The organism is Oceanospirillum multiglobuliferum, assembly GCF_900167095.1.
In the GTDB taxonomy this organism is placed as follows: Bacteria; Pseudomonadota; Gammaproteobacteria; order Pseudomonadales; family Halomonadaceae; genus Oceanospirillum; species Oceanospirillum multiglobuliferum.
Window position 1 is genome coordinate 45,062 of record NZ_FUXG01000004.1, and the last position, 23,053, is coordinate 68,114.

Here is a 23,053-nt window from a genome sequence, read left to right on the forward strand (position 1 = left end):
GTATGATAGCACCCGTCTAATCAGGATGCTACGCATACTGCCGCTTGGGTTGTAGCATTTGGTATTTTTGCAAAAAATTAAACTACCTCCCCCGCAACCCAGCCGCTGGCCCAGGCCCATTGGAAGTTAAAGCCACCTAAGTGGCCTGATACATCCACCACTTCACCGATAAAGTGAAGATTGGGTACTTTCTTGGCTTCCATGGTTTTGGAGGAAAGTTCATTTGTGTCGACGCCGCCCAAGGTAACTTCTGCAGTACGATAACCTTCTGTACCATTTAGATTAGGTATCCAGCGTTGTATTCTATTAGCGATATTGTTGATTTGAGCATTACTTAAATCACCCACACTAATACCTTTCTCACCTGCTTCTAATACGGGCTGTTTTAACCATTGTTCCAGTATCGCTTTTGCCAGTCTGCTTGGTAAATACTCATTTATAACCGTTCGCAGCTCTGTTTTCGGCTTACTGTGACGTAGTGATTTCAAATGTTCTTCAAGATCTAACTCTGGTATCAGATTTATTTCCAGTTGGTCGCCAGCTGTCCAGTAAGACGATACTTGCAATACGGCAGGGCCACTTAAGCCTCTATGGGTAAACAGCAAGCCACCCAAGAAGCTTACACCATTACAACTCAAGCGAGCGGGAGTGCTCAGCCCTGACAATGGTTCAGTGAATGCTTTCTCATCTGGCTGCAATGTAAAAGGCACTAGCGCAGGAGTGCGTGGCAATAGGTTCAAACCAAACTGCTCTGCTACTTGGTAGCCAAAACCGCTAGCCCCCATTGTTGGCATAGATAAGCCACCTGTGGCAATAACCAAAGACTCACACTGATAAGCGCCTTTGCTGGTGATGAGCTGAAAGCGGTTAGGCGCTTCAGATAAGTCTAACTGTCGGATTTTTTCGACCACAGTCTCAAGCTGAATCTGCGCCTTAACCTCGCTAACCTCTTGCAGCATCATATCTAAGATTGCTTTTGCTTTCTGATCAGAAAACAGCTGCCCCTCTTCTTTTTCGCTATAAGGTAAGCCGTGTTTATCGACCATGGCGATAAAGTCCCATTGGGTATAGCGGCTTAGAGCAGACTTACAAAAGTGTGGATTCTGTGAAATATAGCGATTTGGCTCAACATAGTAGTTAGTAAAGTTGCAGCGCCCACCACCCGACACCATGATCTTATTACCCGCTTTTCGGCTATGATCAAGCACCAGCACGTTACGGCCGCGCTTACCTGCGCTAATCGCGCACATTAAACCGGCGGCTCCGGCTCCAATAATAATGACATCATGCTGGCTTATGGCCATTGGGCAACTACTCTCAATAATGATTAAACAGAAAAACTGAAGGGCAAAAAACGCAGAGCGGGAACTCTAGTGAAATGCTGGCAGGCTGTAAAGCGGCTATTGCAGGCACGTAAAGAAGATATAGCGCAAAGGATAAATAATAGCGCCCACAATTAGGCGCTATTATCTACTTAACTAAACAAAGGATATTGCTTCCGATAGATTTCTGCCAGCTTAGTGAGCTGAAACAGCTCCGTTAAACTGATCACTTCTGTAACGGTTAAAAGTAAACGTACGCCGTCTAGAAGATCGTTATTATCCCACTTTTGCAAAACTTCAAACTGTGAGAGCGACATAGCTGCATCCTGTGCGTGGATATTGGACAATCGGGACTATACGCCCCGTTATTTTGCACTGCAATAACAGTTTTGTGACATTGCTAATATTTAATTGATCTGAGGATTACAAACTTCTGATTACTGGCCACCATTTCACAATTACCTAGCAGCTTTCTCAAGCTGACGTGATAGCCCAAATGTCTGTTGCCAATTACCCAAAGCTCTCCCCCTGTTTTGAGCACATTTTTAGCTTCTCTAAACATTTGCTGAGCAATAAAGTCGCCCACAGTATTATTTTGATGAAACGGCGGGTTATTGAGTATCAAGTCAGCACTGTTAGGTTCAACACCTGCTAGGCAATCTGTTGCCAAAAAACATGCTCTACGCTCTGGAAAAGCTTTTTCAAAATTGGTTTTTGCCGAGTCTACAGCCATAAAAGACTCATCAACAAAACTGATATAGGCCTCAGGGTTACGCTCTGCTGCAATCAAGCCAACCACACCATTCCCGCAACCTAGGTCAACAATATGTTGTGCGTTATTGCGAGGCAGGTGCTGTAAAAAGAAGCGTGTGCCAATATCTAAGCGCTCACGAGAAAATACATTGGCATGATTACAAAGTTGATAGGCTGTATTTTCCAGCGCTAGTGTTAATGGGTAAGGATTTTCACCTACGGATAGAGTTAAGTTCGGAGCTGCAAATATCAAACGAGCTTTTTTCACAGCAAGAGAGGTTTTGGTCTCGCCAATTAAACGCTCAAAGTGATTTAACGTTGAGGTATGGATCAGCTTTGCCATGGCCGCAGCAATTATAACGGTGTCAGATTTTAACAACGGCCTAATACGATGCAGCTGCTCTTCAAGCATTGATAAGCTTTTGGGCACTTTCATAACAACCAAGTCCATTTGCTCAGTTGGATACTCTAAACTTGAGCACAACTTGATAGGCTTGGCATCTATTTTGTTTCTCTCTAAATTTGCTTTTGCACCTTCCTGCGCCAAGTACGAATCTGACAACGACCAAGGCTGATAGCCAGCCAGCGCAGTTGTTAATGCACCAAAACTGTCATTTAAAATCAGTATATTCATACTTGGTTTGCATAGCTGCTGCTCATGAATATGATTCAGCAAGTACTCGTCCGCAGCATCCCATGCTCGCAGCAAGTCATTCTTTCGGATAGGGTAACGAGCAAGAGAAAAGCGCCCTTGAGGTACGTTCAGTTGTTCCATGATGGGTTTTAATACTCTTAAAAACTGTAATTCAGGACGATCTTTCAATAAGGCAAGAATATCAAACGTTCTTATCTAAGCCGCTACTGTTATCGGGAACAAAACTGCTGACCTCTAAGTACGGTGCAGCATCTAATTTTTCGGCATTCATCATTTGGGCTAAACGCTGAACCGATGACAGTAGAAGGTTTTGCTCCCAGGTCTCTAGGCTTTGATACTTGGTGATAAACTCATCCTGAAGGGCTTGCGGCGAATCTGAAAGTAAGCGCTTACCTTCATCCGTTAATAAAACATGAACTTTGCGCTTATCAACATGACTACGCTGACGCACAACGAGTTGCTTCACCTCTAACCTATCTAGAATGGTAGTTACGGTGGCTTGGCTTAAGTTAACTTTGCTTGAAAGCTCTCGAATAGTGAAGGATTCACCTCCCTGTTCTAAGCCTTGCAAAATAACAAGCTGAGGCCCGGTTAAACCAGTACTTTTATTTAACTTACGGGAGTGCAAGTCAATTGCGCGGATGATTTGACGGATAGCAACAAGCACTTCTTCGTATGATTGCATGGGCGGCATTTCAGTATAAAAGTTGAATAGAGGGCGGCATGCGCCACTGATGTCAGAACTAATGGCTAATGATAGCGGCTTTGTGATTCTGTTTCATCGAAGAATCTGACTTACGATGCACTCGCTAGCCTATAAAGCCGTGTCGAAAGCCAGAATATGTAGTGGAGAGATCAAATATGCGTGTATTTTTTCATAAGCTTAGACGAGCTTAATCAACCTCTTCTGCTTCTAAAGGATAAACACCATTTTCATCATGGGTTTCCTTGCCATTCAAAGGAGGATTAAATACACAAGCAAAAACAATATCTTGCCCATCATGAGCGCGTAATAAGTGCTTATCGTGCTGATCTAAAATATAAATAGTACCGGGGCTGATAGGGTACACTTTACCATCCGCACAAGTCTCTACCTCACCAAAACCACTGATGCAATACACTGATTCAAGGTGGTTTTGGTAATGTATAGGCGTCTCAGTACCCGCAAAAATAGTTGTGATATGGAATGAAAAACCCATGTTGTCATTTTTTAGCAACATGCGCACACTTTGCCAGTTATCTGCACGCACACAGCGCTCTGTTTGCTCTAAGTCTTGTAATTGTCTAACGATCATATATGAGTGGCTCTATGATTAGCTTTCGGTTTAATAACATTAAATGCACCATCCTTGGCACCCCACAAATAACAAGTTTCAACTTAGCTAACAGCTTTTAGCTTGACCTCATTATTGGCGTAATATTCGCTAAAGGCGTCATTTAATATCGCCAAACCTTGATCAAGCTCTTCTTCGGTGATTGTCAACGGAGGAAAGCATTTCACAACCTCACCCTCTGGGCCGCTGGTTTCAATAATCAGCTTGCTCTCAAAGCAGAGCGAGGTAATTGCATCAGCGATGTCACCATTCGGGCAAGATACACCCTGCATCAAGCCACGCCCTTTACGGAAAAGCTTTGGATGCTGGTCACATATTTTATTTAGCTTATGCTTAAGCTGTTCGCTACGAGCATGAATATGACTAGAAAACTTCTCATCAGCCCAGTAGGTTTTAAGCGCTTTTGTTGCCGTAATAAAAGCGTGATTATTACCACGGAACGTACCATTGTGTTCACCGGGCTTCCAAATATCTAACTTACGATCAAATAAGGTGATGGCAAAAGGTAAGCCAAAACCGCTGAGTGATTTTGATAGCGTGATAATGTCAGGTTTAATTTCAAAAGGATCAAAACTGAAGAATGTGCCAGTGCGACCACAACCTGCTTGGATATCATCCGCGATAAACAAGATACCATGCGCTTTGCAAAGCAATGACAGCTCTTGCAGCCATTTACCTGTTGCCGTATTCAAGCCGCCTTCACCCTGCACAATCTCAACAATTACAGCCGCAGGTGCATCAAGACCGCTTGACTTATCTGTCAGCATCTTCTTGAACAAGGTAAGTGTATTAAAGTCTTTACCTAGATAACCATCGTAAGGCAAACGGGTTACGCCGCTTAACGCCTGACCTGCGCCTCCACGGTGATGGCTATTACCTGTTGCGGCTAATGCACCAAGAGTCACCCCGTGAAAGCCATTAGTGAAAGAAACAATATTATGGCGACCTGTCACTTTACGCGCCAGCTTCATGGCTGCTTCTACCGCGTTTGCTCCAGTAGGTCCTGTGAACTGCACGACATGATCTAAACCTCTTGGCTTTAAGATCAATTCTGCAAAAGTGCTTAAAAACGCAGCCTTTGCCTCGGTATGCATATCAAGGCCATGCGTAATGCCATCGCTTTGAATGTAATCTACAAGCGCTTCTTTTAGCTCGGGGTTGTTGTGCCCATAGTTAAGAGAGCCTGCACCCGCAAGAAAATCAAGATATTGCTGACCTTTTTCATCAAATAGGTGCGCACCTTTAGCCTGAGTAAACACGACAGGAAATGAGCGAGAGTAGCTTTTTACTTCAGATTCGTATTGCTTAAAAATCATGGGCATTTATCCGTTATGCTGAAATTGAGAAAGAGTCTAAATAGATCAAGATGATATTGAGAGATTGTGAGTCAGGCCGCAGGAGGAGGGTTCAAGAATGGACCTATAATAAAGAGTAGTTCAGACTCATGTAGTCCATTGAAATGCAGCTCTTTATCTAAAAAGTTTTCGGTGCGCGATGGGCAGTCAAGCTGTGCTGCCAATGCATTAAAGGTGCGCCAAGAGGCTTTATTGTCAGGCGATATAGTGGTTTGCACTTCTTCAACCTGTGCGCAAGCTGGACGCTGGAGCAGAGCATTCAGCATTTGCCTCGCTAAGCCGTTGCCACGAGCAGACTCTGCAACAGCTACCTGCCAAACAAAAAGTGAACGCTCCTGATCTGGACGAATAAACGCTGAAATAAAACCGACCAGCTGAGCTTTTGAACTTTCACCGTTTTTTTGCCAAACGCAAATAGACGTTCTAGCCCATAAGGTACAGCACAACATATAGCAGTAACTAGAGTTTAGGTCTAAGGGAGGGCATTGTTGAATAAGATCCTGCACCAGCAATCCATCTTCTGGTGTTGGCTGCTTAAAAATGAATTTCTTTTCAAATGAAGTCATAAAAATGTTTAGTGTTAAAAGTATCTTTATTACCATACATTTATGAGAATGATTGATCAACCCCTAATTTGTTGGCTTTTAGTGTTAAACCTATGTACTCCACACTAAATATTTGTTTTGCTCAGTAATGAAATTGAAACACTCTTATACAGCGTTAAGCAGTGCTTTGTCTTTTGTTCAGGCAAAAAAATAGGTGCTCATTAATCTGGTAATGAGCACCTATTGCTGACCACTAGAGCGTAATGCGCTCTATGATTCAAACGCTAGCTAATGCGAACAATCGTCATAGTGTTAGTACCAGCTTGACCGCCACGGGTTACAATAACTGAGTCCCCTATCTCGACTAATTGACGAACTTTAAGCTCATCAATGGCTTTCTGTAGTGCGTCTGGGTCAGTGCTGACTGTGTTGAACGGAATCGTGGTAACACCACGATACAGTGCAACGCGGTGCTGTGTCTTCACGTTACTGGTAAAGGCAAAAATAGGAATACCTGAGCGAATGCGCGACATTAACAGCGGGGTTAGTCCAGTGCGCGTCATGCAGACGATGGCTTTTAGGCCTTTTAAATGGTTGGCGGCATACATGGCGGACAGTGCAACCGCTTCATTGATGTGGCCAAAGTTTTCATGCATGCGGTGGTTTGACTTGGTTGAGACACGCTCTAGTTCCGCGCCTCGGCAGAGCCGATCCATCGCTTGCACAGTTTCCAGTGGGAACTGACCCACAGCGGTTTCTGCCGAAAGCATTACTGCATCAGTACCATCTAAAACGGCATTGGCAACATCAAACACTTCGGCGCGTGTCGGCAGCGGACTGCTGATCATCGACTCCATCATCTGAGTTGCAGTGATCACCACTTTATTCAGGCTACGCGCACGTTGAATTAATCGCTTTTGCACGCCAATCAACTGAGCATCACCGATTTCAACGCCTAGATCACCTCGTGCAACCATGACACCTTCAGAGGCGCTGATCAGGTCATTCATAATTTCATCGCTAGATACAGACTCAGCACGCTCAACCTTGGCAATCAGGCCAATCTCTTTGCCAGCTTCGCCTAATAATGCGCGGGCTTCGCGCATATCATCACCTGTACGAGGAAACGAAACCGCCAGATAATCCATTTTCAACGCGATTGCGGTTTGTAGATCACGCTTATCTTTTTCAGTCAAAGCCGCTGCTGATAAGCCACCACCTTGTTTGTTAATCCCTTTATTATTAGATAACTTACCGCCAACAGTTACGGTACAGCGCACCTCTGGCTTAACCACCTCGTCGACCTTTAATTGGATGCGACCATCGTCCAGTAGCAAAGTGTCACCAGCGACAACATCGTCAGCCAGTTGAGGATAATCCACGCCTACCTGTTGCTGATCACCTGCATCGCGAGACAGCGTCATATTCAGCGTAAAACGATCACCTACAGCCAGCTTGATTGGGCCATTGGCAAAGCGCGCGACTCGAATTTTAGGCCCTTGCAGATCACCTAACACCGCCACATAACGACCAATTCTAGCAGCAGTGGCGCGCACGGCTTCTACGCGCGCCTGATGTTCTTCTGGCTCACCGTGTGAAAAATTAACGCGTACAACATCAATATACTTGAGCACCTGCTCCAGCATCTCTGGAGCATCGGTTGCCGGACCAAGGGTGGCAACAATTTTGGTTCTGCGCATTCTTGAGCGTTCCTTAACGGAAAAAATTAATATCCAGCTCTAGCAAATAATACTAGTGCCCAGCGCGCATAAGCGCTTCTGTGGTATCCAACATACGGTTGGAGAACCCCCACTCATTGTCATACCACGCCATTATTTTTATTAGATTACCCTGCACGCGGGTGTGATTTGCATCAAATACAGATGATGCTGGGCAGTGGTTAAAATCAACGGAGACAAGGGGGAGGTCATTGTACATCATGACCAATGAGTCACGAGAGGCCTTTTGCATAAAATCATTAATCTGCTGAGCCGTTTGAGGACGCTCAACAATCACACTTAAATCGACCAACGATACGTTGTTAGTCGGTACTCGAACCGCCAAGCCATCAAGTCTACCCTCTAGCTCTGGCAGTACTTGACCAATGGCAGCAGCAGCTCCTGTTTTAGTTGGAATCATCGACTGAGTTGCCGAGCGCGCACGAAATGGATCCGTGTGATAAACATCGGTAAGATGCTGATCATTGGTATAAGCATGAATAGTCGTCATCATGCCGCTGACCACGCCCATCTGCTCATGTAGCATTTGTACAACGGGCGCTAAACAGTTTGTGGTACAGGATGCATTTGATACCACTTGGTGCTCTGCTTTTAAGACTGCTTCGTTAACACCAAATACAACAGTGGCATCCGCATCAGGCGAAGGTGCAGAGATGAGTACTTTTTTCGCCCCCGCAACAATATGAGCTGCTGCTTTTTCACGTTTAGTAAATAATCCTGTGCATTCTAGTACCACATCAATTTCAAGTGATTGCCAAGGTAGCTTGCTTGGATCACGCTCACTTAAAACTTCAATATGATGTCGGTCTACAGTAAGCGAGCGCTCATCATGTTCAACGGTGTATGAGAAACGACCATGCACTGAGTCGTACTGTAATAAATGTGCGTTAATCGCAGCATCACCAAGGTCATTGATCGCAACAATTTCGATGCGGTCGGTATAACCTCCCTCGAAATAAGCTCGTAAAATATTACGGCCTATGCGGCCAAAGCCATTAATTGCAACACGAATTGGTTTCATAAGACATTCTCCGTACCAATGGCAAACCTGTGCAACTCATTAACCTTCTCTGCTAATGATGACACTACAACTTAAGATTGGTTGCTAAGCTATGGAAAATCAATGCATTTTTAAAACACAGCGCAATTTAAAGTGTACGCAAAATCTAACCAGAGCTATTTTTTTATGATCAAAGCTGGAACTCTATGAGTTGCTAAGGTAGGTTATACGCCTTTTTTCGCCTAGGTAAGGGTTTCATAGGGTAATATGACAAGTAAAACCGTGTTTTACTTGTGTTTATACACTTGCCGTGGCATACGGGTAGCCCATTAAGGACTATCGAGTAATTGATTTGTTAAGTAAGCATTCGTTATAAATTAAAGAGAAGCTTGCTATAAATAATTGAAAAACGGCTGCAATCGGTAGATTCAAGTACAGCATGTTTATTTTCACCTTGTGAAAAACTCATGTGAACAACCAAAATCAATGAGTAGGTAAGTTGTGTTTCACTCCTGCGTCAATGACCATTTTAGACCAAACTGTTAACAGGCAGCCTTAGATAAAGAGACGTTATATGGGAAAATCGTTAGTCATCGTCGAGTCTCCAGCCAAGGCTAAAACCATCAATAAATATCTGGGCAGCAATTTTATTGTGAAGTCCAGTGTTGGCCATATCCGCGACCTACCTACAAGTGGCGGTAACAAAGAGCCTATTGACGCTAAAGCACGAGCACAAGCTGCAGCCATTACGCGCAAGATGAGCGCAGATGAAAAGGTTGAGCACAAGAAACGTAAAGCTAAAGAGCAACTGATTGGTCGAATGGGCATTGATCCAGAAAACGACTGGACAGCAAGCTATCAAATTCTACCCGGCAAAGAAAAAGTTGTATCAGAATTACAAAAATTAGCAGCCGATGCTGATGAAATCTATCTCGCAACCGATTTGGATCGCGAAGGAGAGGCAATTGCTTGGCACTTGCGGGAAACAATTGGTGGAGATGACAGCCGTTACCATCGGGTAGTATTTAACGAAATCACCAAGAATGCGATCCAAGAAGCGTTTAAAGAGCCTGGTCGCCTAGACATGAGCCGCGTTAATGCTCAGCAAGCCCGCCGCTTTTTAGATCGTGTTGTGGGCTATATGGTCTCGCCTTTGCTATGGTCAAAAGTTGCCCGAGGCTTATCCGCAGGGCGTGTACAGTCTGTAGCCGTACGCTTAATTGTTGAGCGTGAGCGTGAGATTCGCGCCTTCGTGCCAGAAGAGTTTTGGGACATTCACGCAGAATTTGCCCGTGACCAAATGCCTGCCTTCCAATGCGAAGTAACCAAGCAAGCAGGCAAAGCCTTTCGTCCTATAAATAAAAGCCAAGCGGATGCAGCATTGGCATTGTTACAGGCTGCAACTTATGCCGTCAGTAAGCGTGAAGATAAGCCTACGACTACTAAGCCAACAGCCCCGTTTATTACCTCAACGTTGCAACAGGCTGCAAGTACACGCTTAGGCTTTAGCGTTAAGAAAACCATGATGTTGGCACAGCGTTTGTACGAGGCGGGTTACATCACCTACATGCGTACAGACTCAACAAACTTGAGCCAAGAAGCGGTTGAGAACTGCCGAATTTATATCGAAAAGAACTTTGGCACTCGCTACCTTCCTGAAGCCGCCAATAGCTATTCAAGCAAAGAAGGCGCACAGGAAGCTCACGAGGCGATACGCCCCTCGGATGTGTCACAAAAAGGCGCTGACCTAGCCGGAATGGAGCGTGATGCAGAGCGTTTATACGAACTGATTTGGCGTCAATTCGTAGCCTGTCAAATGATGCCAGCAGAGTACATGAGTTCCTCTCTTGTCGTCAGTGCGGGTGATTTTGAGCTACGCGCCCGTGGCCGTGTGATGCAATTTGACGGTTTTACCCGTGTAATGCCGTCAAACAGCAAGAAAGATGAAGATCAAACGTTACCGGATTTAAGCGTCGGCGATACTCTGGACTTGCAGCAGCTGTTACCCAAACAACACTTCACCAAACCTGTTGCACGTTTTACTGAAGCCAGTTTAGTTAAAGAACTCGAAAAGCGCGGTATAGGCCGGCCATCAACCTACGCAGCCATTATCTCAACTATTCAAGATCGTGGTTATGCTCGCGTTGAAAACCGTCGTTTTTATGCTGAAAAAATGGGCGACATCGTTACAGATCGTTTGGCAGAAAGCTTCAGTGATTTGATGGATTATAGCTTCACTGCTCGCATGGAAGAGAGTTTAGATAATGTCGCTGAGGGCAAGAACGACTGGAAAAACCTGCTGAATGATTTCTATAAAGATTTCAAAACGCAGTTGGTTCAGGCGGAGTCAGAAGATGCGGGGATGCGTCCAAATCAAGCCGTAGAAACCTCTATTCCATGCCCAACTTGTCAACGCCCAATGCAAATTCGTACTGCCAGCACAGGGGTATTTTTAGGCTGTTCAGGTTATGCGCTGCCACCTAAAGAGCGCTGCAAAACCACGATCAACTTAACCTCAGGCGAAGAAGCAATCAGTGCAGATGCTGATGAAGAGGCAGAAACACAGGCGCTACGGGCTAAACATCGTTGTAAAAAATGTGGCACCGCGATGGATAGCTATCTGATAGACGCTCACCGAAAACTTCATGTTTGCGGCAACAACCCTGACTGTGATGGTTACGAGATTGAGGAAGGCGAGTACAAGATCAAAGGCTACGATGGCCCAGTACTAGAGTGCGACAAATGCGGCTCTGAAATGCAGTTAAAAACTGGACGCTTCGGCAAGTATTTTGGCTGCACCGCCGATGACTGCAAAAATACTCGCAAGCTATTACGTAGCGGTGACGCTGCACCACCTAAAATGGATGCAGTGCCAATGCCTGAACTAAAGTGCTTAAAAGTTGAGGATCATTATGTGCTACGCGATGGCGCATCTGGTTTATTCCTAGCTGCAAGCCAGTTTCCAAAGAATCGTGAGACAAGACCACCGTTAGTTCTGGAGTTGCTACCTCATATTGAGCAGATTGACGAAAAATATCGTTACTTTGAAAAAGCGCCAACTCAAGATTCAGAAGGAAACCCCACGGTTATTCGCTACAGCCGTAAAAATAAAGAGCAGTATTTAATGACTGAAGTAGAAGGTAAAGCAACTGGCTGGCAAGCATTTTATGAGGGTGATCAGTGGGTTATCCACGAGAAGAAGAAAACCGTCAAAAAAACGTCAAAAAGCTAGTTCACTTGTTCAAAATACCCGCTACACTATGCATAAATTAAGCATATATAGTTCATTTTTAAGCATCGGTTTTCTACGACATGCCTGAAATGGACAAAGGAAAACAAAGGCCGGCTATACCGGCCTTTGTTTTCAGCCCTGCTGTGGCTAAAAATTCAATATAATATCTGTCCTTTTGAGAGCATAACATGGCATCTTTTGCTTCACGCACGATGCAGAAGCTATTTGCTGCACGTATTTTATTAAAACATCTTGACCAACTGAGTGATCAAGATGAACTGATACAGCCCGCTTTCAAAACAGCACATATCGAAGCGGTTGTGTTTCAAATGCAAGGCGCATTACAAGCACTGCTTTATGAAATTGCAGAAGCAGCGCGCATGCCCGCTGGCCAGTGGCATAGCATTAATGAGTTACACCAAGCTGCGCTGGAGAACGAACGCACTTTGCCTCAACTGAATATCCTAATAGAACTACAAAAAGACAGCTTCAGTTGGTTAAGCCAGTTCAGCCGCCGTTATCAGGCCTGCTGGTTACCAGATAAACAAGGGGCAAAAGAGGTGCATCAACAAACGCCGGAATCCTCAGGCGCTATGATGATTGCAGTTGCTGACGATTCAGTATCAGATCAAGTCCAATTAAATGCATGGCTAGACAGTATGCAGGCGCTTGTGAAAGATCTACGCCTAACCATGCAAGAGTATTAAACGCAGGATATTAAGACGTAAGAATACTGAGAAATGCAGGATGCTCAACTTGGCCATTTTTTATAGAGGTTATTATTTTGTCTGACAGTCCATTTCTGGAAATCGTTGAGCTTGCTGACGGCGATGTTATTTTACAATCAGCAGACGATGAAAACGGCGAACCGTTAGTACGTATTCGTTTTGCGCCTGAAATTGTTGAACACCTGCGCGGAGCCAGTTTTGACATCGCAAGAGAGATGCTTGATAAAGCGATTCAAGATAGCAGGCTCTGGGGAGAAGCAGGAGAGGATGATGTCAGTGAGGCACGAACTCTACATTAATACTTACAGCCTGATCAGTATATGAATAGAAAAGCAGAGGGCCTTTGATTTGTGAAATCAAAGGCCCTCTGGTTAGTTAGCAAGATAAGTGAGTGAGCGGTGAGTTATCAAGCTTAACTCAAGCCTTGTCCGTAACCTCCACGAATAACTCCCACTCCCACCCCCTCAATCGCTAGGTACTCGTGCTCTAAATCTATCACGATTGGTTCAAACTCTTCGTTCTCTGCAATAAGATAAACAATATGACCTTCTTGTTTAAAACGTTTGACGGTCACTTCATCACCAATTCTGGCGATCACAATCTGACCATTACGTACTTGTGTTGTTTGATGTACCGCTAAAAGATCACCGTCTAAAATGCCAATGTTTTTCATGCTAAGCCCTTTCACCTTCAGCATGTAATGTGCTTTCGGGTAAAAGAAATCTGCTCCAATCCCGGAGTAACTATCAATATGCTCCTGCGCCAAAATTGGACTACCAGCCGCCACTTGTCCTATCACAGGAAGCCCCTGCTGGCTTTGCGTCGGCAAGCGAATCCCTCTGGAGGTTCCCGGAATCATTTCAATGGCGCCTTTACGCGCCAATGCACGTAAGTGCTCTTCTGCCGCGTTAGGTGATTTAAAGCCAAGTGCCTTGGCAATTTCTGCACGGGTAGGTGGGTAACCTGTAACCTCCATGTGGGAAGTAATGAAGTCGAGCACTTCTTGCTGGCGTTTAGTTAATTTAATCATAATGATCCGTCTGTCATTTTATACAGCGTGTACTTGCATACAGTTTACACCAAAAAAAAGCTTTGTCTTAGAAAGTTATGATTTTTTCTTACTTGTAAGATGGAAAACCTTCATCACTATTTAACGACTTAATTAGCTGCACAATAGGCTTATAACTTGACTTAAGCTTGAATAATATTTATGTTTCAAACATATGTTTGATAATGAGGTGAGCATGGCTCAGTTAGATACCGTTAGTCGAATTTTAGATACCGCTGAGACACTGTTTGCAGAAAAAGGTTTTGCTGAGACATCCTTGCGCACGATCACCAGTAAAGCCAAGGTTAACTTAGCTGCGGTGAACTATCACTTCGGCTCAAAAAAAGCGTTGATTCAAGCCGTTTTCGCCCGTTATTTAGACCCATTCTCAGAAAGCTTTAATCTGGAAATGGATCGCCTAGAAGCAGAGTACAGTGGGCAAGAAATTCCGCTAGAGGCTGTACTTCAAACTCTAACTCAAACCGTAATCACAATGCCAAGCCCTACTCGCAATGGTTTATCTGTGTTTATGCGCCTATTAGGTTTAGCCTACACACAAGCACAAGGCCATATGCGCCGCTATTTACAAGAGCAGTATGGCACTGTTTTTTTTCGTTTCACAACGATGGTACGAGAGGCTTCTAGTGACCTTCCCGATGTAGAGCGCTTCTGGCGCCTGCATTTTATGTTAGGCTCTGCTGTATTTACCATGTCGAGCTTGGATGCATTAAAAGACATTGCAGAGAAAGACTTTGGCGAGCAAACCCGTGTTCGTGACGTGGTACAGCGTTTAATACCATTTGTCAGTGCTGGTATGTCAGCACCCGTAACAACAATAGCCAGCACCGCAAATGCAGCCTCTGAAAAAATGTAAGGTGGTTTTGCTTAATGCATTTGAATGATAGCCACGACCTATGCAATCTGAGCGCAGCCCCTGATTGGCTCCGCTTTGCCCCCCAGGGTCGGTGGCTACAAATTGATAGCCAACAACAGCATCTCTATGTATTTGAACAAGCAGTGCCTGTGCGCTGCTTTTCTATTTCAACTGCTCTTAATGGTTTGGGAGAGCAGTCAGGTAGCGGCTGCACACCTAGAGGCTGGCATGTCATCCGTGCCAAAATTGGTGCTCAACTGCCAGACAATGCGGTACTGGTTGGACGTCGCTGGACTCAAGAATGCTATAGCGAGACTCTAGCCACTCAGCATCCTGAACGTGACTGGATCTTAGGCCGCATTCTCTGGCTAAGTGGATTGGAGCGAGGTAAAAATCGTTTGGGTCATGTAGATACTATGCAACGCTATATTTACTTACATGGCACACCTGACAGTGAACCTATGGGGATAGCAAGATCTCACGGCTGTATTCGCATGAGAACAAAAGATATCACACTTCTTTTTGAAGAAATTGCAGTACAAACACCTGTATATATCGCTTAGTCAAAATAAGATCCTCTGGGCATAGCTTTTTTGCACCAAAGGTTTTTTTATCCTGCATTCTCTGTTAAATTTCGCGGTTTACTCATCAATAGGAAATACAGCCCACTATGACGCACGGACCCGTAATGCTTGACCTTGAAGGTTATGAGCTGACCGACGCAGAGCGCGATCTAATAAGCAATCCGCTAGTGGGTGGCGTGATCTTTTTTACGCGCAACTACCGCGATCCTTATCAGCTACAATCTTTGGTCAAAGATATTCGCGAGCTCCGCCCTGAAATTCTAATTGCAGTTGATCATGAAGGCGGACGAGTACAGCGATTTCGTCAAGGATTTACTCCTATTCCTGCGATGGCCAAGCTAGGCGCATTATTCTTAAAAGACCCTGAGAGCGCTCTAGAGCTCGCTTGGGATACAGGTTGGCTAATGGCGTCTGAGCTTTTAGCATTTGGCATCGACTTTACTTTTGCCCCCGTACTTGACTTAAACTATGGTACTAGTGAAGTGATTGGCGATCGTGCTTTCTCCAGTCGACCAGAAATTGTGACTCGATTGGCTGATGCGTTAATAGAAGGTCTACATGAAGCAGGTATGCCAGCCACAGGCAAGCACTTTCCTGGGCATGGTTATGTTGCAGCAGACTCTCATACTGAGATCCCAGTTGATACCCGAAGCTTTACAGAGATTGATAACAACTGCTTAAAGCCTTTCACCGCATTGGCTGGGCAACTGGACGGCATAATGCCAGCTCATGTCATTTACCCTGAAGTTGACCCCAGCCCTGCTGGTTTTTCAGCTTATTGGCTAAAAGATATTCTACGCCGCCAATTGGGCTTTAAAGGTGTTATTTTCAGTGATGACCTAGGCATGGCAGGCGCAACAATAGCAGGTACTTATACGGCACGAGCTCATGCTGCGCTAACAGCTGGCTGCGATATGATTCTCGTTTGTAATGACAGAAAAGGTGCCTTAGAAGTATTAGATGCTCTTGCGGATTATCCATTCTCACCGCGCTCACAGCAACGCTTAGCCACTCTACAAGTCCACTCTAGACCAACTATCGAATCACTTGATGCTGATCCGCGTTACAATCGTATCGCAGACCAATTAGAAGCAATGGCTCAACAACAGCTATAACCAATTAATCTCTAAATATTTATTAAGCCACACGATAATTATACAAGCAAAATTAACCAGCAGCCCAAGCAGGCTGCTGGGAATTACTGTTATATCATTGACCGTTGGAAATTGAACAATGCCGGTACAAAGTAACCTAGAACGAATCAAAAAAGTATTTTCTGAAGCAGACTGCCTATGTCCTCAAGAGCAGGTTGATCAAGCTTTAGACAAAATGGCAGCTGAGATCACAGAGCAACTAGGTGAAACACTGCCAGTGATCTACTGCGTAATGAATGGCGGACTTATTACAACAGGTCATCTACTCACACGATTAGAGTTCCCTCTTGAAGTTGACTATATTCACGCCACTCGCTATCGCGGTGCCACTACAGGCGGCGAGTTCTACTGGCGCGTACCACCAGAGGTTAACATGGAAGGGCGCACAGTACTTGTTGTCGATGACATTCTGGATGAAGGCCATACACTAGCTGCCATTTTAGAGTATTGCAAAGAACATGGCGCCAAGGCTGTCTATAGCGCAGTTCTGGTCGACAAGCTTCATGATCGCAAAGCTTATAAAGGTATGCGCGCCAGCTTCACTGGCTTAGAAGTTGAAGATCGCTACTTGTTTGGTTTTGGTATGGACTATCAAGGCTTCCTACGTAACGCACCAGGTATTTTCGCACCAAAAGGTATGTAATCCAAAACCACAAATGAAGTAGAAAATATGCGTTAGGTTGAAAGTGCTATAGGGGCAAATCTATCTCCCATAGCACCTCAACTACTATTGGTTATTTAAGCACTAGCTGGGGAGCAGGGCGATGTTGGCAATTATTGGCGGAACAGGTTTAACTCAAATGCAAGGGCTAAAGGTAATCTCTAGCCAACAGATGACAACACCTTGGGGTTCACCCTCAGCAGATGTAGTGAAAGGTGAACTTGCGGGACGACCTGTACTTTTTTTAGCACGTCATGGCCACCCACACCGTACACCGCCTCATAAAGTAAATTACCGTGCTAATTTATGGGCTCTAAAAGAAGCAGGTGCCACAGCTATTATTGCCGTAAATGCGGTTGGTGGAATTAGCAGCAATTGTGAGCCTGCTGGCTTAATGATTCCAGATCAAATCATCGACTATACCTATGGCCGTGAGCACACTTACTTTGCCGATGACCTTGAGTCTGTCACCCATATCGACTTCAGCTGGCCTTATGACGAGCCATTACGCCAACTTATTTTGCAACAAGCACAGGTACTTGATATCGCCTTACTGGCTAAAGGTACTTATGCTGCAACACAAGGTCCGCGACTTGAAACTGCGGCCGAGATTAAGCGTTTGGCCAACGATGGTTGCGACATTGTCGGCATGACTGGGATGCCAGAGGCTGCTTTAGCGCGCGAGCTAGAGCTGCCATATGCTTGTATCGCCTTGGTTGTAAATATGGCCGCAGGTTTAACTGATGAAATTATCACAATGGCAGATATTGAAGAAGCACTTCAAAATGGTATGGGCAAGGTACTAAGCTTACTTGATCAAACCATACAGGCATTTTAAAAACCCCTGCACGTATACCCAAGGATGGGTAACAATCAACTAAGGGCTATAGGGCTTTAAATAAAATATTAAGCGCTTCTTACGTCATTAAACTGACTACAAGCCTTCATCGAACAGTCACTTTTCACTTGTAACCTAAAATCAAATTTAATTACAAGAATCAAGAATCAAGAGGGACTTTAAATGAATGCATTATTTATCCAGCGTATGGTTACACCTTTCGAGCAACAGCTAAAACTTGTCATACAGCAAACCCTAACCCTATCTCTAAGAGCCAACTTACTGCATGAAGCCAAAAAACTTCATGGCACTATACGACAAACGCTACAGCACACATCCTCAGAGCCTGAGCTGACTTTCTTTCTAAGCACACTAGAACACTTTTTCTCATGCGCCCGCTTAGAACACGCAGATAGGCTACAAGCCTCTTGTGAAGCAATGCAAGATGAAATCAAACGACTGTTATTAAAGCAAGAAGTGGCTAACGACAAACACTGGCTGTATAAGCCTGTACAGGGGGTGCAACGCAGTGCATAGCAAGCATATTTTGCTTGCTATGAGTCAGACTGGGTACGCAAAATTTTATTGAGTACCCATCAGAACGACATATGACCAATTTTATGCTTCGGCAGCCTTCCCAGATTGAGCACAACCAAAATTAATTTCACGTCGTAGAATTAACATTTTATTAATACCTACTTCCAATGCTTGTAATACATCAAAGTTTGGGAAAGCAGGTGCTAATTTCTTCCGCACTTCTGTAATAGCTGTACCGGAAGTGAACACGCCTATAGGCAGTTTAACTTCTTTAGTCAATTTACCACGCTGTAAAGGGATTTTATTGAGTGTTGACCAAGCCAGCGCAAAGCGTTTTTCATCTTCTAAGAGAGGGATTTCAATCACCAGCATTTCACGTAAAGCACGGTCTAATAATACACCATCTAACAAATGACCATCCGCATGAAGTACCGCCTCTTTTTTCAGAAGAGCTTCTAAACCCTCACGATCATTCAGATTGCTCAATACTTTATCAGCCACCAATTTCTTGATCACCGCAGTATTGGCAAATACTGCATTTCCATCACAATCCATTACATCGAAGGTTGGCCGGAACATCTTATCAAAACCCGAGTAGTAGCCCAGCGTCATGTATTGTTGACTCATAAATGATTCCTGTACCAATCTTTGACTATAGTTTTTATCTATTTCTCGATCCGTGAGACGGAAATTGAGTATGGCTAGATTATAGGCTCAATAAGCAAAAAAAAACGAGTCCTAATCTATATAAATCATGCTATATCAGCATGTTGCTAAAAAAATAGCGCCTCAATATTGGCTCAAGTCAATGGCGTCAAGGTATGTTTGCCTAATCCACTCTCAAAAAAACTTAAGTTGAGCCGATATCGCTATAATGACAAACAGCAAGTTTGCTGGCATTTGTGTCCGTTAGGATATTTTTCTGTTATTCGACGCTACTTTACTGGTATAAAATCAACTAATTGCGATCAAGAAGCTGTATCAGTTCAATTAGAGTTAACACCATGATACACAGCAGATCGGTGCAGCTCCACACTGCCGTCACCAGATAAGGAATGTTTATGATCAAAATCACACTTAATGAGCTACAAGACAAACTGGCAGACTACATTAACGACACTGCTTTAAATCACAAAACACTACTAATTCAGGGGCATGCAGGTAATGCCGTGATGATATCTGAAGACGACTGGAACTCGATTAACGATATTCTACAGGTCGTTTCAATGTCAGGTATTGCTGAATCACTGCGTGAAGGCTTGCAGGAAACTATTGATCAAACTGCCGAGAATATCGATTAGTCATTAATCACAATATAAGCGCAAAAAACGCTCATCTAAAAGACCTATGCTTTGCCTTGCTAGCAGATGAGCGCTATGTATGTCTAGTCAGCAGAGAGTTCATAACTACGACTAGAATCCCAATAGCGCGAATAAAGCTTTGGCATAAGGCGCGCCAGCCCTTGCTGACTTTCGGGCCAATCGTATTGGATTTCTGGCTCCTCTGTACGAGTCAGATGTTTCAGAAAATCCTTTTGACCTGTTTTTTGCTCATAAGCTTCAAGCGCGGCAAAAACTAAACCTTCGCCAGTAATCTCTTCAATAGGATCTTTTATTTCACAAAAATCAGCCAATACATCAGGTTGCTCAAGTATCTGATTAAAACGAGCCTGCCCAAAAGAGATCAGCCATAATCGAAAGTCTTCGAATATGTCGTCATTAATGTAGCTTTGCAAAATAAAGTTCGCCATTAACACCGGAAAAGTAAAGGCTCTAATCTTCTGGTAATTAAGCTGGTTTTCAAAACCAATCAACTGATCAGGTGATAATTGTGCCAAGCTATTACCAATAGCTTGATATTGGGCATCCGAGCCTGGCGCGTTTTGCACTAAAGAAACATTTATAATGTCCCAAAATTGTTGTTCTGTCATAGCTCGATCTTCTTAATCAATGCGGGTAGATGCATTATAACGACCAAACGATAGAAACAAGACCGGCTCAGGTCAAAAAATAGAGTCAGCTGTTAACTAGTATTCATTTTGATGACTTAACTCAGTGCTTTTGCACCGAAGTGACACATTTCCCAACCATTTTTTTAAGAGGCAGATCAATGACATTGATCCCTGTCATTATGTCAGGTGGCACTGGTAGCCGATTGTGGCCAGTTTCACGAGAGAACCACCCCAAACCATTTATCACTTTACCCGATGGCGATAATCTACTGCGAAAAACCCTGCGGCGTGCTTCTGCTTTAAATCATGTGACAGAAATACTGACTGTAACCCAGCAGTCTCTACTCTTTAAAACAGAAGATGAATATCAAAAAGAGGCTCCTCTCAGTGTACCCTGCCATTATGTACTGGAGCCTGTTCGCCGAAACACGGCAGCTGCAGTGACTGCTGCTGCGTTATCCGTTGCTGCTCGACATGGTAACGAAGCACAAATACTAGTACTGCCTGCGGATCACCTGATAGAAGATCAAGAGGCTTTTACTCAAGCCGTTCAAGAAGCCCAGATAATGGTAGCTCAAGGCTTTCATGTCACTTTTGGCATCACCCCAACCTCTGCTGAAACTAGTTTTGGCTACATTCAAGCCAACCAGCTAAGCCCCGTTAGCAAAGGCTTTAAAACCACAGGGTTTATAGAAAAGCCAGAGTTGAGAGTTGCTCAAGATTTAATTCAGTCTGGTGACTGCTATTGGAACTCAGGCATATTTTGTTTCAATGTCGGAGTATTACTGCAAGATTTAGCTCTGCACGCGCCAGAAGTTTTAAGAACAGTTGAACAAGCGATCAATAACAATACCAGCATCACACTTTCAAATCAGGTGACAAGACTTGATGCCAAAAGTTTGGCCCTAACGCCTGACATCTCGATTGACTACGCCTTAATGGAAAAGTCAGACCTTGTCGCCGTCTTGCCCTGTGATTTTAGCTGGAATGATATTGGTTCTTGGCGTGCTATGAGTGAGTTAGTACCAGAAGATCAGTTTGGCAATCGCTTGATTGGCGAAGTTATCACTCATCAATCATCGAAGAATTATGTTCAAAGCAAATCACGTTTAACCACTTTAGTTGGTGTAGAGGACCTGATAGTCATTGATACCTCAGACGCCTTAATGATCGCTCACAAAAATCATAGCCAAGGGGTAAAAGAGATTGTTACAGCGCTAAAAAAGAGTGCACACCCAACCCACCTACAGCATCAAACAGGAAGCCGTCCTTGGGGAACATTCTGTGTATTAGAAGAAGGTAACAACTTTAAAATCAAGCGGATAGTTGTCAAACCTGGAGGCTCTCTGTCTTTACAGATGCATTACCATCGCAGCGAACACTGGGTAGTTGTAAGCGGTATAGCAAAAGTGGTAAATGATGACCAAGAGCTACTATTGGACACCAATGAGTCAACTTTTATTCGGGCAGGACACAAGCATAGGCTGGAAAACCCAGGGCTAATTGATCTTGTTTTAATTGAGGTGCAAAGTGGTCATTACCTAGGCGAAGACGATATTGTGCGCTTTGACGACCTTTATGGTCGACATCATTAATACTGCCATTCTATTTTCAGACGGTAAAATCCACCAGCAACCAGAGAGTTTCGGTATTATAGTAACGCCTGAAATAGATCAAGCTTTACCCCCTCATCCTCTACTCCAAGAGCTGAAAACCTTTGCTGAGATGGGGTATCAAAAAAGGCGTACACAACAAATAACGGCCAGTAAGCATTATCTTTTGACCTGATAACGAGCAACTGTGAATGTCTTTGGTCTTTGCATGGCTAAGAAAGTGGCGCAGATTCTAGCCCAGCCAAAGGAGTTATCACTGATTTCTAAGCCGCCTGCGTGGCGGTGAACAAGGTGAAAACACTTTCGATAAGCTTATTAAATTTCTAAGCCGCCTGCGTGGCGGTGAACGTACCACTTGCGCGCTCGACCTGCGGTGTTCATTTCTAAGCCGCCTGCGTGGCGGTGAACGCATTACAGATAAAGCTGGCAGGTTAGTCTATTTTCTAAGCCGCCTGCGTGGCGGTGAACAATATGAGAAGAAAATTGTTTAGAAGTTTTTCAGTTTCTAAGCCGCCTGCGTGGCGGTGAACAGGCTGTTTACGCGGTCATTAATCAGGCATCATTTCTAAGCCGCCTGCGTGGCGGTGAACCATGAAGCCTTGGGCGAAATCAGACAAGGTAATTTCTAAGCCGCCTGCGTGGCGGTGAACTTGTAGCAGTATTAAAAGTGACTGCGCCGAACTTTCTAAGCCGCCTGCGTGGCGGTGAACTGGGTTGTGATTACGTGCGTAGTTCAAGGTCATTTCTAAGCCGCCTGCGTGGCGGTGAACGCTCCATGTGCTTGATTGCTTCGTACTCTTCATTTCTAAGCCGCCTGCGTGGCGGTGAACTTCTTTGGCAGCTTTGCGGATATTGCTAACATTTTCTAAGCCGCCTGCGTGGCGGTGAACTGCGCGTTAGTCCGTCGAGAATGTAACCTTTATTTCTAAGCCGCCTGCGTGGCGGTGAACCTGAATTTGTGCTAGATCGTTTGAAAAGTAACTTTCTAAGCCGCCTGCGTGGCGGTGAACGGTGCAAAGTTACTGAAAAGTGTTTTTACAATTTTCTAAGCCGCCTGCGTGGCGGTGAACGTTTTTTTAGGTTTTTCCGGCCACGCTGTGTTTTCTAAGCCGCCTGCGTGGCGGTGAACC

At 44.5% G+C, this 23,053-nt stretch carries 23 protein-coding genes and 1 CRISPR repeat array; of the genes, 11 read left to right on the top strand and 12 right to left on the bottom strand.

Annotated elements, in window-relative coordinates; genetic code table 11:
• Positions 1–77: 77 nt before the first annotated feature.
• The 9 genes from B5D26_RS04035 to gap form a co-directional block, all read right to left on the bottom strand.
• The gene (locus B5D26_RS04035; protein WP_200810614.1) at positions 78–1,304 is read right to left on the bottom strand and encodes a BaiN/RdsA family NAD(P)/FAD-dependent oxidoreductase; all 1,227 of its coding nucleotides are present in this window, start codon (positions 1,302–1,304) and stop codon (positions 78–80) included.
• Between the two features lie 170 nt (positions 1,305–1,474).
• Positions 1,475–1,639 carry a hypothetical protein gene (locus B5D26_RS16150; RefSeq protein WP_159445586.1) on the bottom strand — a complete coding sequence of 55 codons (165 nt, stop codon included), beginning with the start codon at positions 1,637–1,639 and terminating at the stop codon, positions 1,475–1,477.
• Positions 1,640–1,722: 83 nt separating this feature from the next.
• A complete protein-coding gene (locus B5D26_RS04040) occupies positions 1,723–2,850 on the bottom strand; it encodes a methyltransferase (RefSeq protein ID WP_078744414.1) in 1,128 nt (375 codons plus the stop codon).
• A 61-nt stretch (positions 2,851–2,911) separates the two neighbouring features.
• Positions 2,912–3,415, bottom strand: coding sequence for a MarR family winged helix-turn-helix transcriptional regulator (locus B5D26_RS04045; protein WP_078744567.1), 504 nt, complete (start codon positions 3,413–3,415; stop codon positions 2,912–2,914).
• A 208-nt stretch (positions 3,416–3,623) separates the two neighbouring features.
• Entirely contained in the window at positions 3,624–4,025 is a 402-nt protein-coding gene (locus B5D26_RS04050) for an ectoine synthase (RefSeq protein ID WP_078744415.1), read from the bottom strand.
• Positions 4,026–4,108: 83 nt separating this feature from the next.
• On the bottom strand, positions 4,109–5,380 hold the full coding sequence (gene ectB, locus B5D26_RS04055) for a diaminobutyrate--2-oxoglutarate transaminase (RefSeq protein ID WP_078744416.1): 1,272 nt from the start codon (positions 5,378–5,380) through the stop codon (positions 4,109–4,111).
• 71 nt (positions 5,381–5,451) lie between these two features.
• Complete coding sequence (ectA, locus tag B5D26_RS04060; RefSeq protein WP_078744417.1) at positions 5,452–5,985, bottom strand: diaminobutyrate acetyltransferase; 534 nt, start codon at positions 5,983–5,985, stop codon at positions 5,452–5,454.
• A 263-nt stretch (positions 5,986–6,248) separates the two neighbouring features.
• Positions 6,249–7,664, bottom strand: coding sequence for a pyruvate kinase (gene pyk / locus B5D26_RS04065; RefSeq protein ID WP_078744418.1), 1,416 nt, complete (start codon positions 7,662–7,664; stop codon positions 6,249–6,251).
• A gap of 52 nt (positions 7,665–7,716) precedes the next feature.
• Positions 7,717–8,724, bottom strand: coding sequence for a type I glyceraldehyde-3-phosphate dehydrogenase (gap, locus tag B5D26_RS04070; RefSeq protein WP_078744419.1), 1,008 nt, complete (start codon positions 8,722–8,724; stop codon positions 7,717–7,719).
• A gap of 553 nt (positions 8,725–9,277) precedes the next feature.
• Between gap and topA the strand changes: the two genes are divergently transcribed.
• The 3 genes from topA (at position 9,278) to B5D26_RS04085 (ending at position 12,962) form a co-directional block, all read left to right on the top strand.
• A complete protein-coding gene (topA, locus tag B5D26_RS04075) occupies positions 9,278–11,935 on the top strand; it encodes a type I DNA topoisomerase (RefSeq protein ID WP_078744420.1) in 2,658 nt (885 codons plus the stop codon).
• 188 nt (positions 11,936–12,123) lie between these two features.
• Positions 12,124–12,642, top strand: a complete 519-nt coding sequence (locus tag B5D26_RS04080; RefSeq protein WP_078744421.1) for a DUF6586 family protein — start codon at positions 12,124–12,126, stop codon at positions 12,640–12,642.
• A 77-nt stretch (positions 12,643–12,719) separates the two neighbouring features.
• Complete coding sequence (locus B5D26_RS04085) at positions 12,720–12,962, top strand: hypothetical protein (protein WP_078744422.1); 243 nt, start codon at positions 12,720–12,722, stop codon at positions 12,960–12,962.
• A 113-nt stretch (positions 12,963–13,075) separates the two neighbouring features.
• Here the strand turns inward: B5D26_RS04085 and lexA are convergent, their stop codons facing one another.
• On the bottom strand, positions 13,076–13,693 hold the full coding sequence (gene lexA, locus B5D26_RS04090; protein ID WP_428838705.1) for a transcriptional repressor LexA: 618 nt from the start codon (positions 13,691–13,693) through the stop codon (positions 13,076–13,078).
• 214 nt (positions 13,694–13,907) lie between these two features.
• On the opposite strand from lexA, the gene B5D26_RS04095 reads away from it, so the two are divergent.
• The 6 genes from B5D26_RS04095 (at position 13,908) to B5D26_RS04120 (ending at position 18,359) form a co-directional block, all read left to right on the top strand.
• The gene (locus B5D26_RS04095) at positions 13,908–14,585 is read left to right on the top strand and encodes a TetR/AcrR family transcriptional regulator (protein WP_078744570.1); all 678 of its coding nucleotides are present in this window, start codon (positions 13,908–13,910) and stop codon (positions 14,583–14,585) included.
• A 14-nt stretch (positions 14,586–14,599) separates the two neighbouring features.
• Entirely contained in the window at positions 14,600–15,148 is a 549-nt protein-coding gene (locus B5D26_RS04100) for a L,D-transpeptidase (protein WP_078744423.1), read from the top strand.
• Between the two features lie 107 nt (positions 15,149–15,255).
• Positions 15,256–16,284, top strand: a complete 1,029-nt coding sequence (gene nagZ, locus B5D26_RS04105; protein WP_078744424.1) for a beta-N-acetylhexosaminidase — start codon at positions 15,256–15,258, stop codon at positions 16,282–16,284.
• A gap of 118 nt (positions 16,285–16,402) precedes the next feature.
• The gene (locus B5D26_RS04110) at positions 16,403–16,966 is read left to right on the top strand and encodes a hypoxanthine-guanine phosphoribosyltransferase (protein ID WP_078744425.1); all 564 of its coding nucleotides are present in this window, start codon (positions 16,403–16,405) and stop codon (positions 16,964–16,966) included.
• 121 nt (positions 16,967–17,087) lie between these two features.
• Complete coding sequence (locus B5D26_RS04115; protein ID WP_078744426.1) at positions 17,088–17,822, top strand: S-methyl-5'-thioinosine phosphorylase; 735 nt, start codon at positions 17,088–17,090, stop codon at positions 17,820–17,822.
• Between the two features lie 183 nt (positions 17,823–18,005).
• Complete coding sequence (locus B5D26_RS04120; RefSeq protein ID WP_078744427.1) at positions 18,006–18,359, top strand: hypothetical protein; 354 nt, start codon at positions 18,006–18,008, stop codon at positions 18,357–18,359.
• Between the two features lie 81 nt (positions 18,360–18,440).
• On the opposite strand, the gene B5D26_RS04125 is transcribed toward B5D26_RS04120, so the two are convergent.
• Positions 18,441–18,986, bottom strand: coding sequence for a hypothetical protein (locus B5D26_RS04125; RefSeq protein WP_078744428.1), 546 nt, complete (start codon positions 18,984–18,986; stop codon positions 18,441–18,443).
• Positions 18,987–19,420: 434 nt separating this feature from the next.
• Here B5D26_RS04125 and B5D26_RS04130 point away from each other — a divergent pair, with 434 nt between their 5' ends.
• A complete protein-coding gene (locus tag B5D26_RS04130; protein WP_159445587.1) occupies positions 19,421–19,660 on the top strand; it encodes a type II toxin-antitoxin system Phd/YefM family antitoxin in 240 nt (79 codons plus the stop codon).
• 83 nt (positions 19,661–19,743) lie between these two features.
• Here the strand turns inward: B5D26_RS04130 and B5D26_RS04135 are convergent, their stop codons facing one another.
• Entirely contained in the window at positions 19,744–20,289 is a 546-nt protein-coding gene (locus B5D26_RS04135; RefSeq protein ID WP_078744430.1) for a DUF4240 domain-containing protein, read from the bottom strand.
• A gap of 179 nt (positions 20,290–20,468) precedes the next feature.
• On the opposite strand from B5D26_RS04135, the gene B5D26_RS04140 reads away from it, so the two are divergent.
• Positions 20,469–21,905, top strand: a complete 1,437-nt coding sequence (locus tag B5D26_RS04140; protein WP_078744431.1) for a mannose-1-phosphate guanylyltransferase/mannose-6-phosphate isomerase — start codon at positions 20,469–20,471, stop codon at positions 21,903–21,905.
• A gap of 278 nt (positions 21,906–22,183) precedes the next feature.
• Positions 22,184–23,052: a CRISPR direct-repeat array (repeat unit 28 nt; unit sequence TTTCTAAGCCGCCTGCGTGGCGGTGAAC).
• Position 23,053: the final 1 nt, after the last annotated feature.

Excerpts from the sequence above, each read along its gene's own strand:
- B5D26_RS16150 (WP_159445586.1), bottom strand. The coding sequence starts at position 1,639 with ATGTCGCTCTCACAGTTTGAAGTTTTGCAAAAGTGGGATAATAACGAT.
- B5D26_RS04080 (WP_078744421.1), top strand. The coding sequence starts at position 12,124 with ATGGCATCTTTTGCTTCACGCACGATGCAGAAGCTATTTGCTGCACGT.
- B5D26_RS04115 (WP_078744426.1), top strand. The coding sequence starts at position 17,088 with ATGTTGGCAATTATTGGCGGAACAGGTTTAACTCAAATGCAAGGGCTA.
- B5D26_RS04040 (WP_078744414.1), bottom strand. The coding sequence starts at position 2,850 with ATGGAACAACTGAACGTACCTCAAGGGCGCTTTTCTCTTGCTCGTTAC.
- B5D26_RS04035 (WP_200810614.1), bottom strand. The coding sequence starts at position 1,304 with ATGGCCATAAGCCAGCATGATGTCATTATTATTGGAGCCGGAGCCGCC.
- topA (WP_078744420.1), top strand. The coding sequence starts at position 9,278 with ATGGGAAAATCGTTAGTCATCGTCGAGTCTCCAGCCAAGGCTAAAACC.
- B5D26_RS04095 (WP_078744570.1), top strand. The coding sequence starts at position 13,908 with ATGGCTCAGTTAGATACCGTTAGTCGAATTTTAGATACCGCTGAGACA.
- ectA (WP_078744417.1), bottom strand. The coding sequence starts at position 5,985 with ATGACTTCATTTGAAAAGAAATTCATTTTTAAGCAGCCAACACCAGAA.
- B5D26_RS04125 (WP_078744428.1), bottom strand. The coding sequence starts at position 18,986 with ATGAGTCAACAATACATGACGCTGGGCTACTACTCGGGTTTTGATAAG.
- B5D26_RS04100 (WP_078744423.1), top strand. The coding sequence starts at position 14,600 with ATGCATTTGAATGATAGCCACGACCTATGCAATCTGAGCGCAGCCCCT.
- pyk (WP_078744418.1), bottom strand. The coding sequence starts at position 7,664 with ATGCGCAGAACCAAAATTGTTGCCACCCTTGGTCCGGCAACCGATGCT.
- nagZ (WP_078744424.1), top strand. The coding sequence starts at position 15,256 with ATGACGCACGGACCCGTAATGCTTGACCTTGAAGGTTATGAGCTGACC.
- B5D26_RS04135 (WP_078744430.1), bottom strand. The coding sequence starts at position 20,289 with ATGACAGAACAACAATTTTGGGACATTATAAATGTTTCTTTAGTGCAA.
- B5D26_RS04110 (WP_078744425.1), top strand. The coding sequence starts at position 16,403 with ATGCCGGTACAAAGTAACCTAGAACGAATCAAAAAAGTATTTTCTGAA.
- B5D26_RS04130 (WP_159445587.1), top strand. The coding sequence starts at position 19,421 with ATGATCAAAATCACACTTAATGAGCTACAAGACAAACTGGCAGACTAC.
- ectB (WP_078744416.1), bottom strand. The coding sequence starts at position 5,380 with ATGATTTTTAAGCAATACGAATCTGAAGTAAAAAGCTACTCTCGCTCA.
- B5D26_RS04120 (WP_078744427.1), top strand. The coding sequence starts at position 18,006 with ATGAATGCATTATTTATCCAGCGTATGGTTACACCTTTCGAGCAACAG.
- B5D26_RS04140 (WP_078744431.1), top strand. The coding sequence starts at position 20,469 with ATGACATTGATCCCTGTCATTATGTCAGGTGGCACTGGTAGCCGATTG.
- B5D26_RS04045 (WP_078744567.1), bottom strand. The coding sequence starts at position 3,415 with ATGCAATCATACGAAGAAGTGCTTGTTGCTATCCGTCAAATCATCCGC.
- B5D26_RS04050 (WP_078744415.1), bottom strand. The coding sequence starts at position 4,025 with ATGATCGTTAGACAATTACAAGACTTAGAGCAAACAGAGCGCTGTGTG.
- lexA (WP_428838705.1), bottom strand. The coding sequence starts at position 13,693 with ATGATTAAATTAACTAAACGCCAGCAAGAAGTGCTCGACTTCATTACT.
- gap (WP_078744419.1), bottom strand. The coding sequence starts at position 8,724 with ATGAAACCAATTCGTGTTGCAATTAATGGCTTTGGCCGCATAGGCCGT.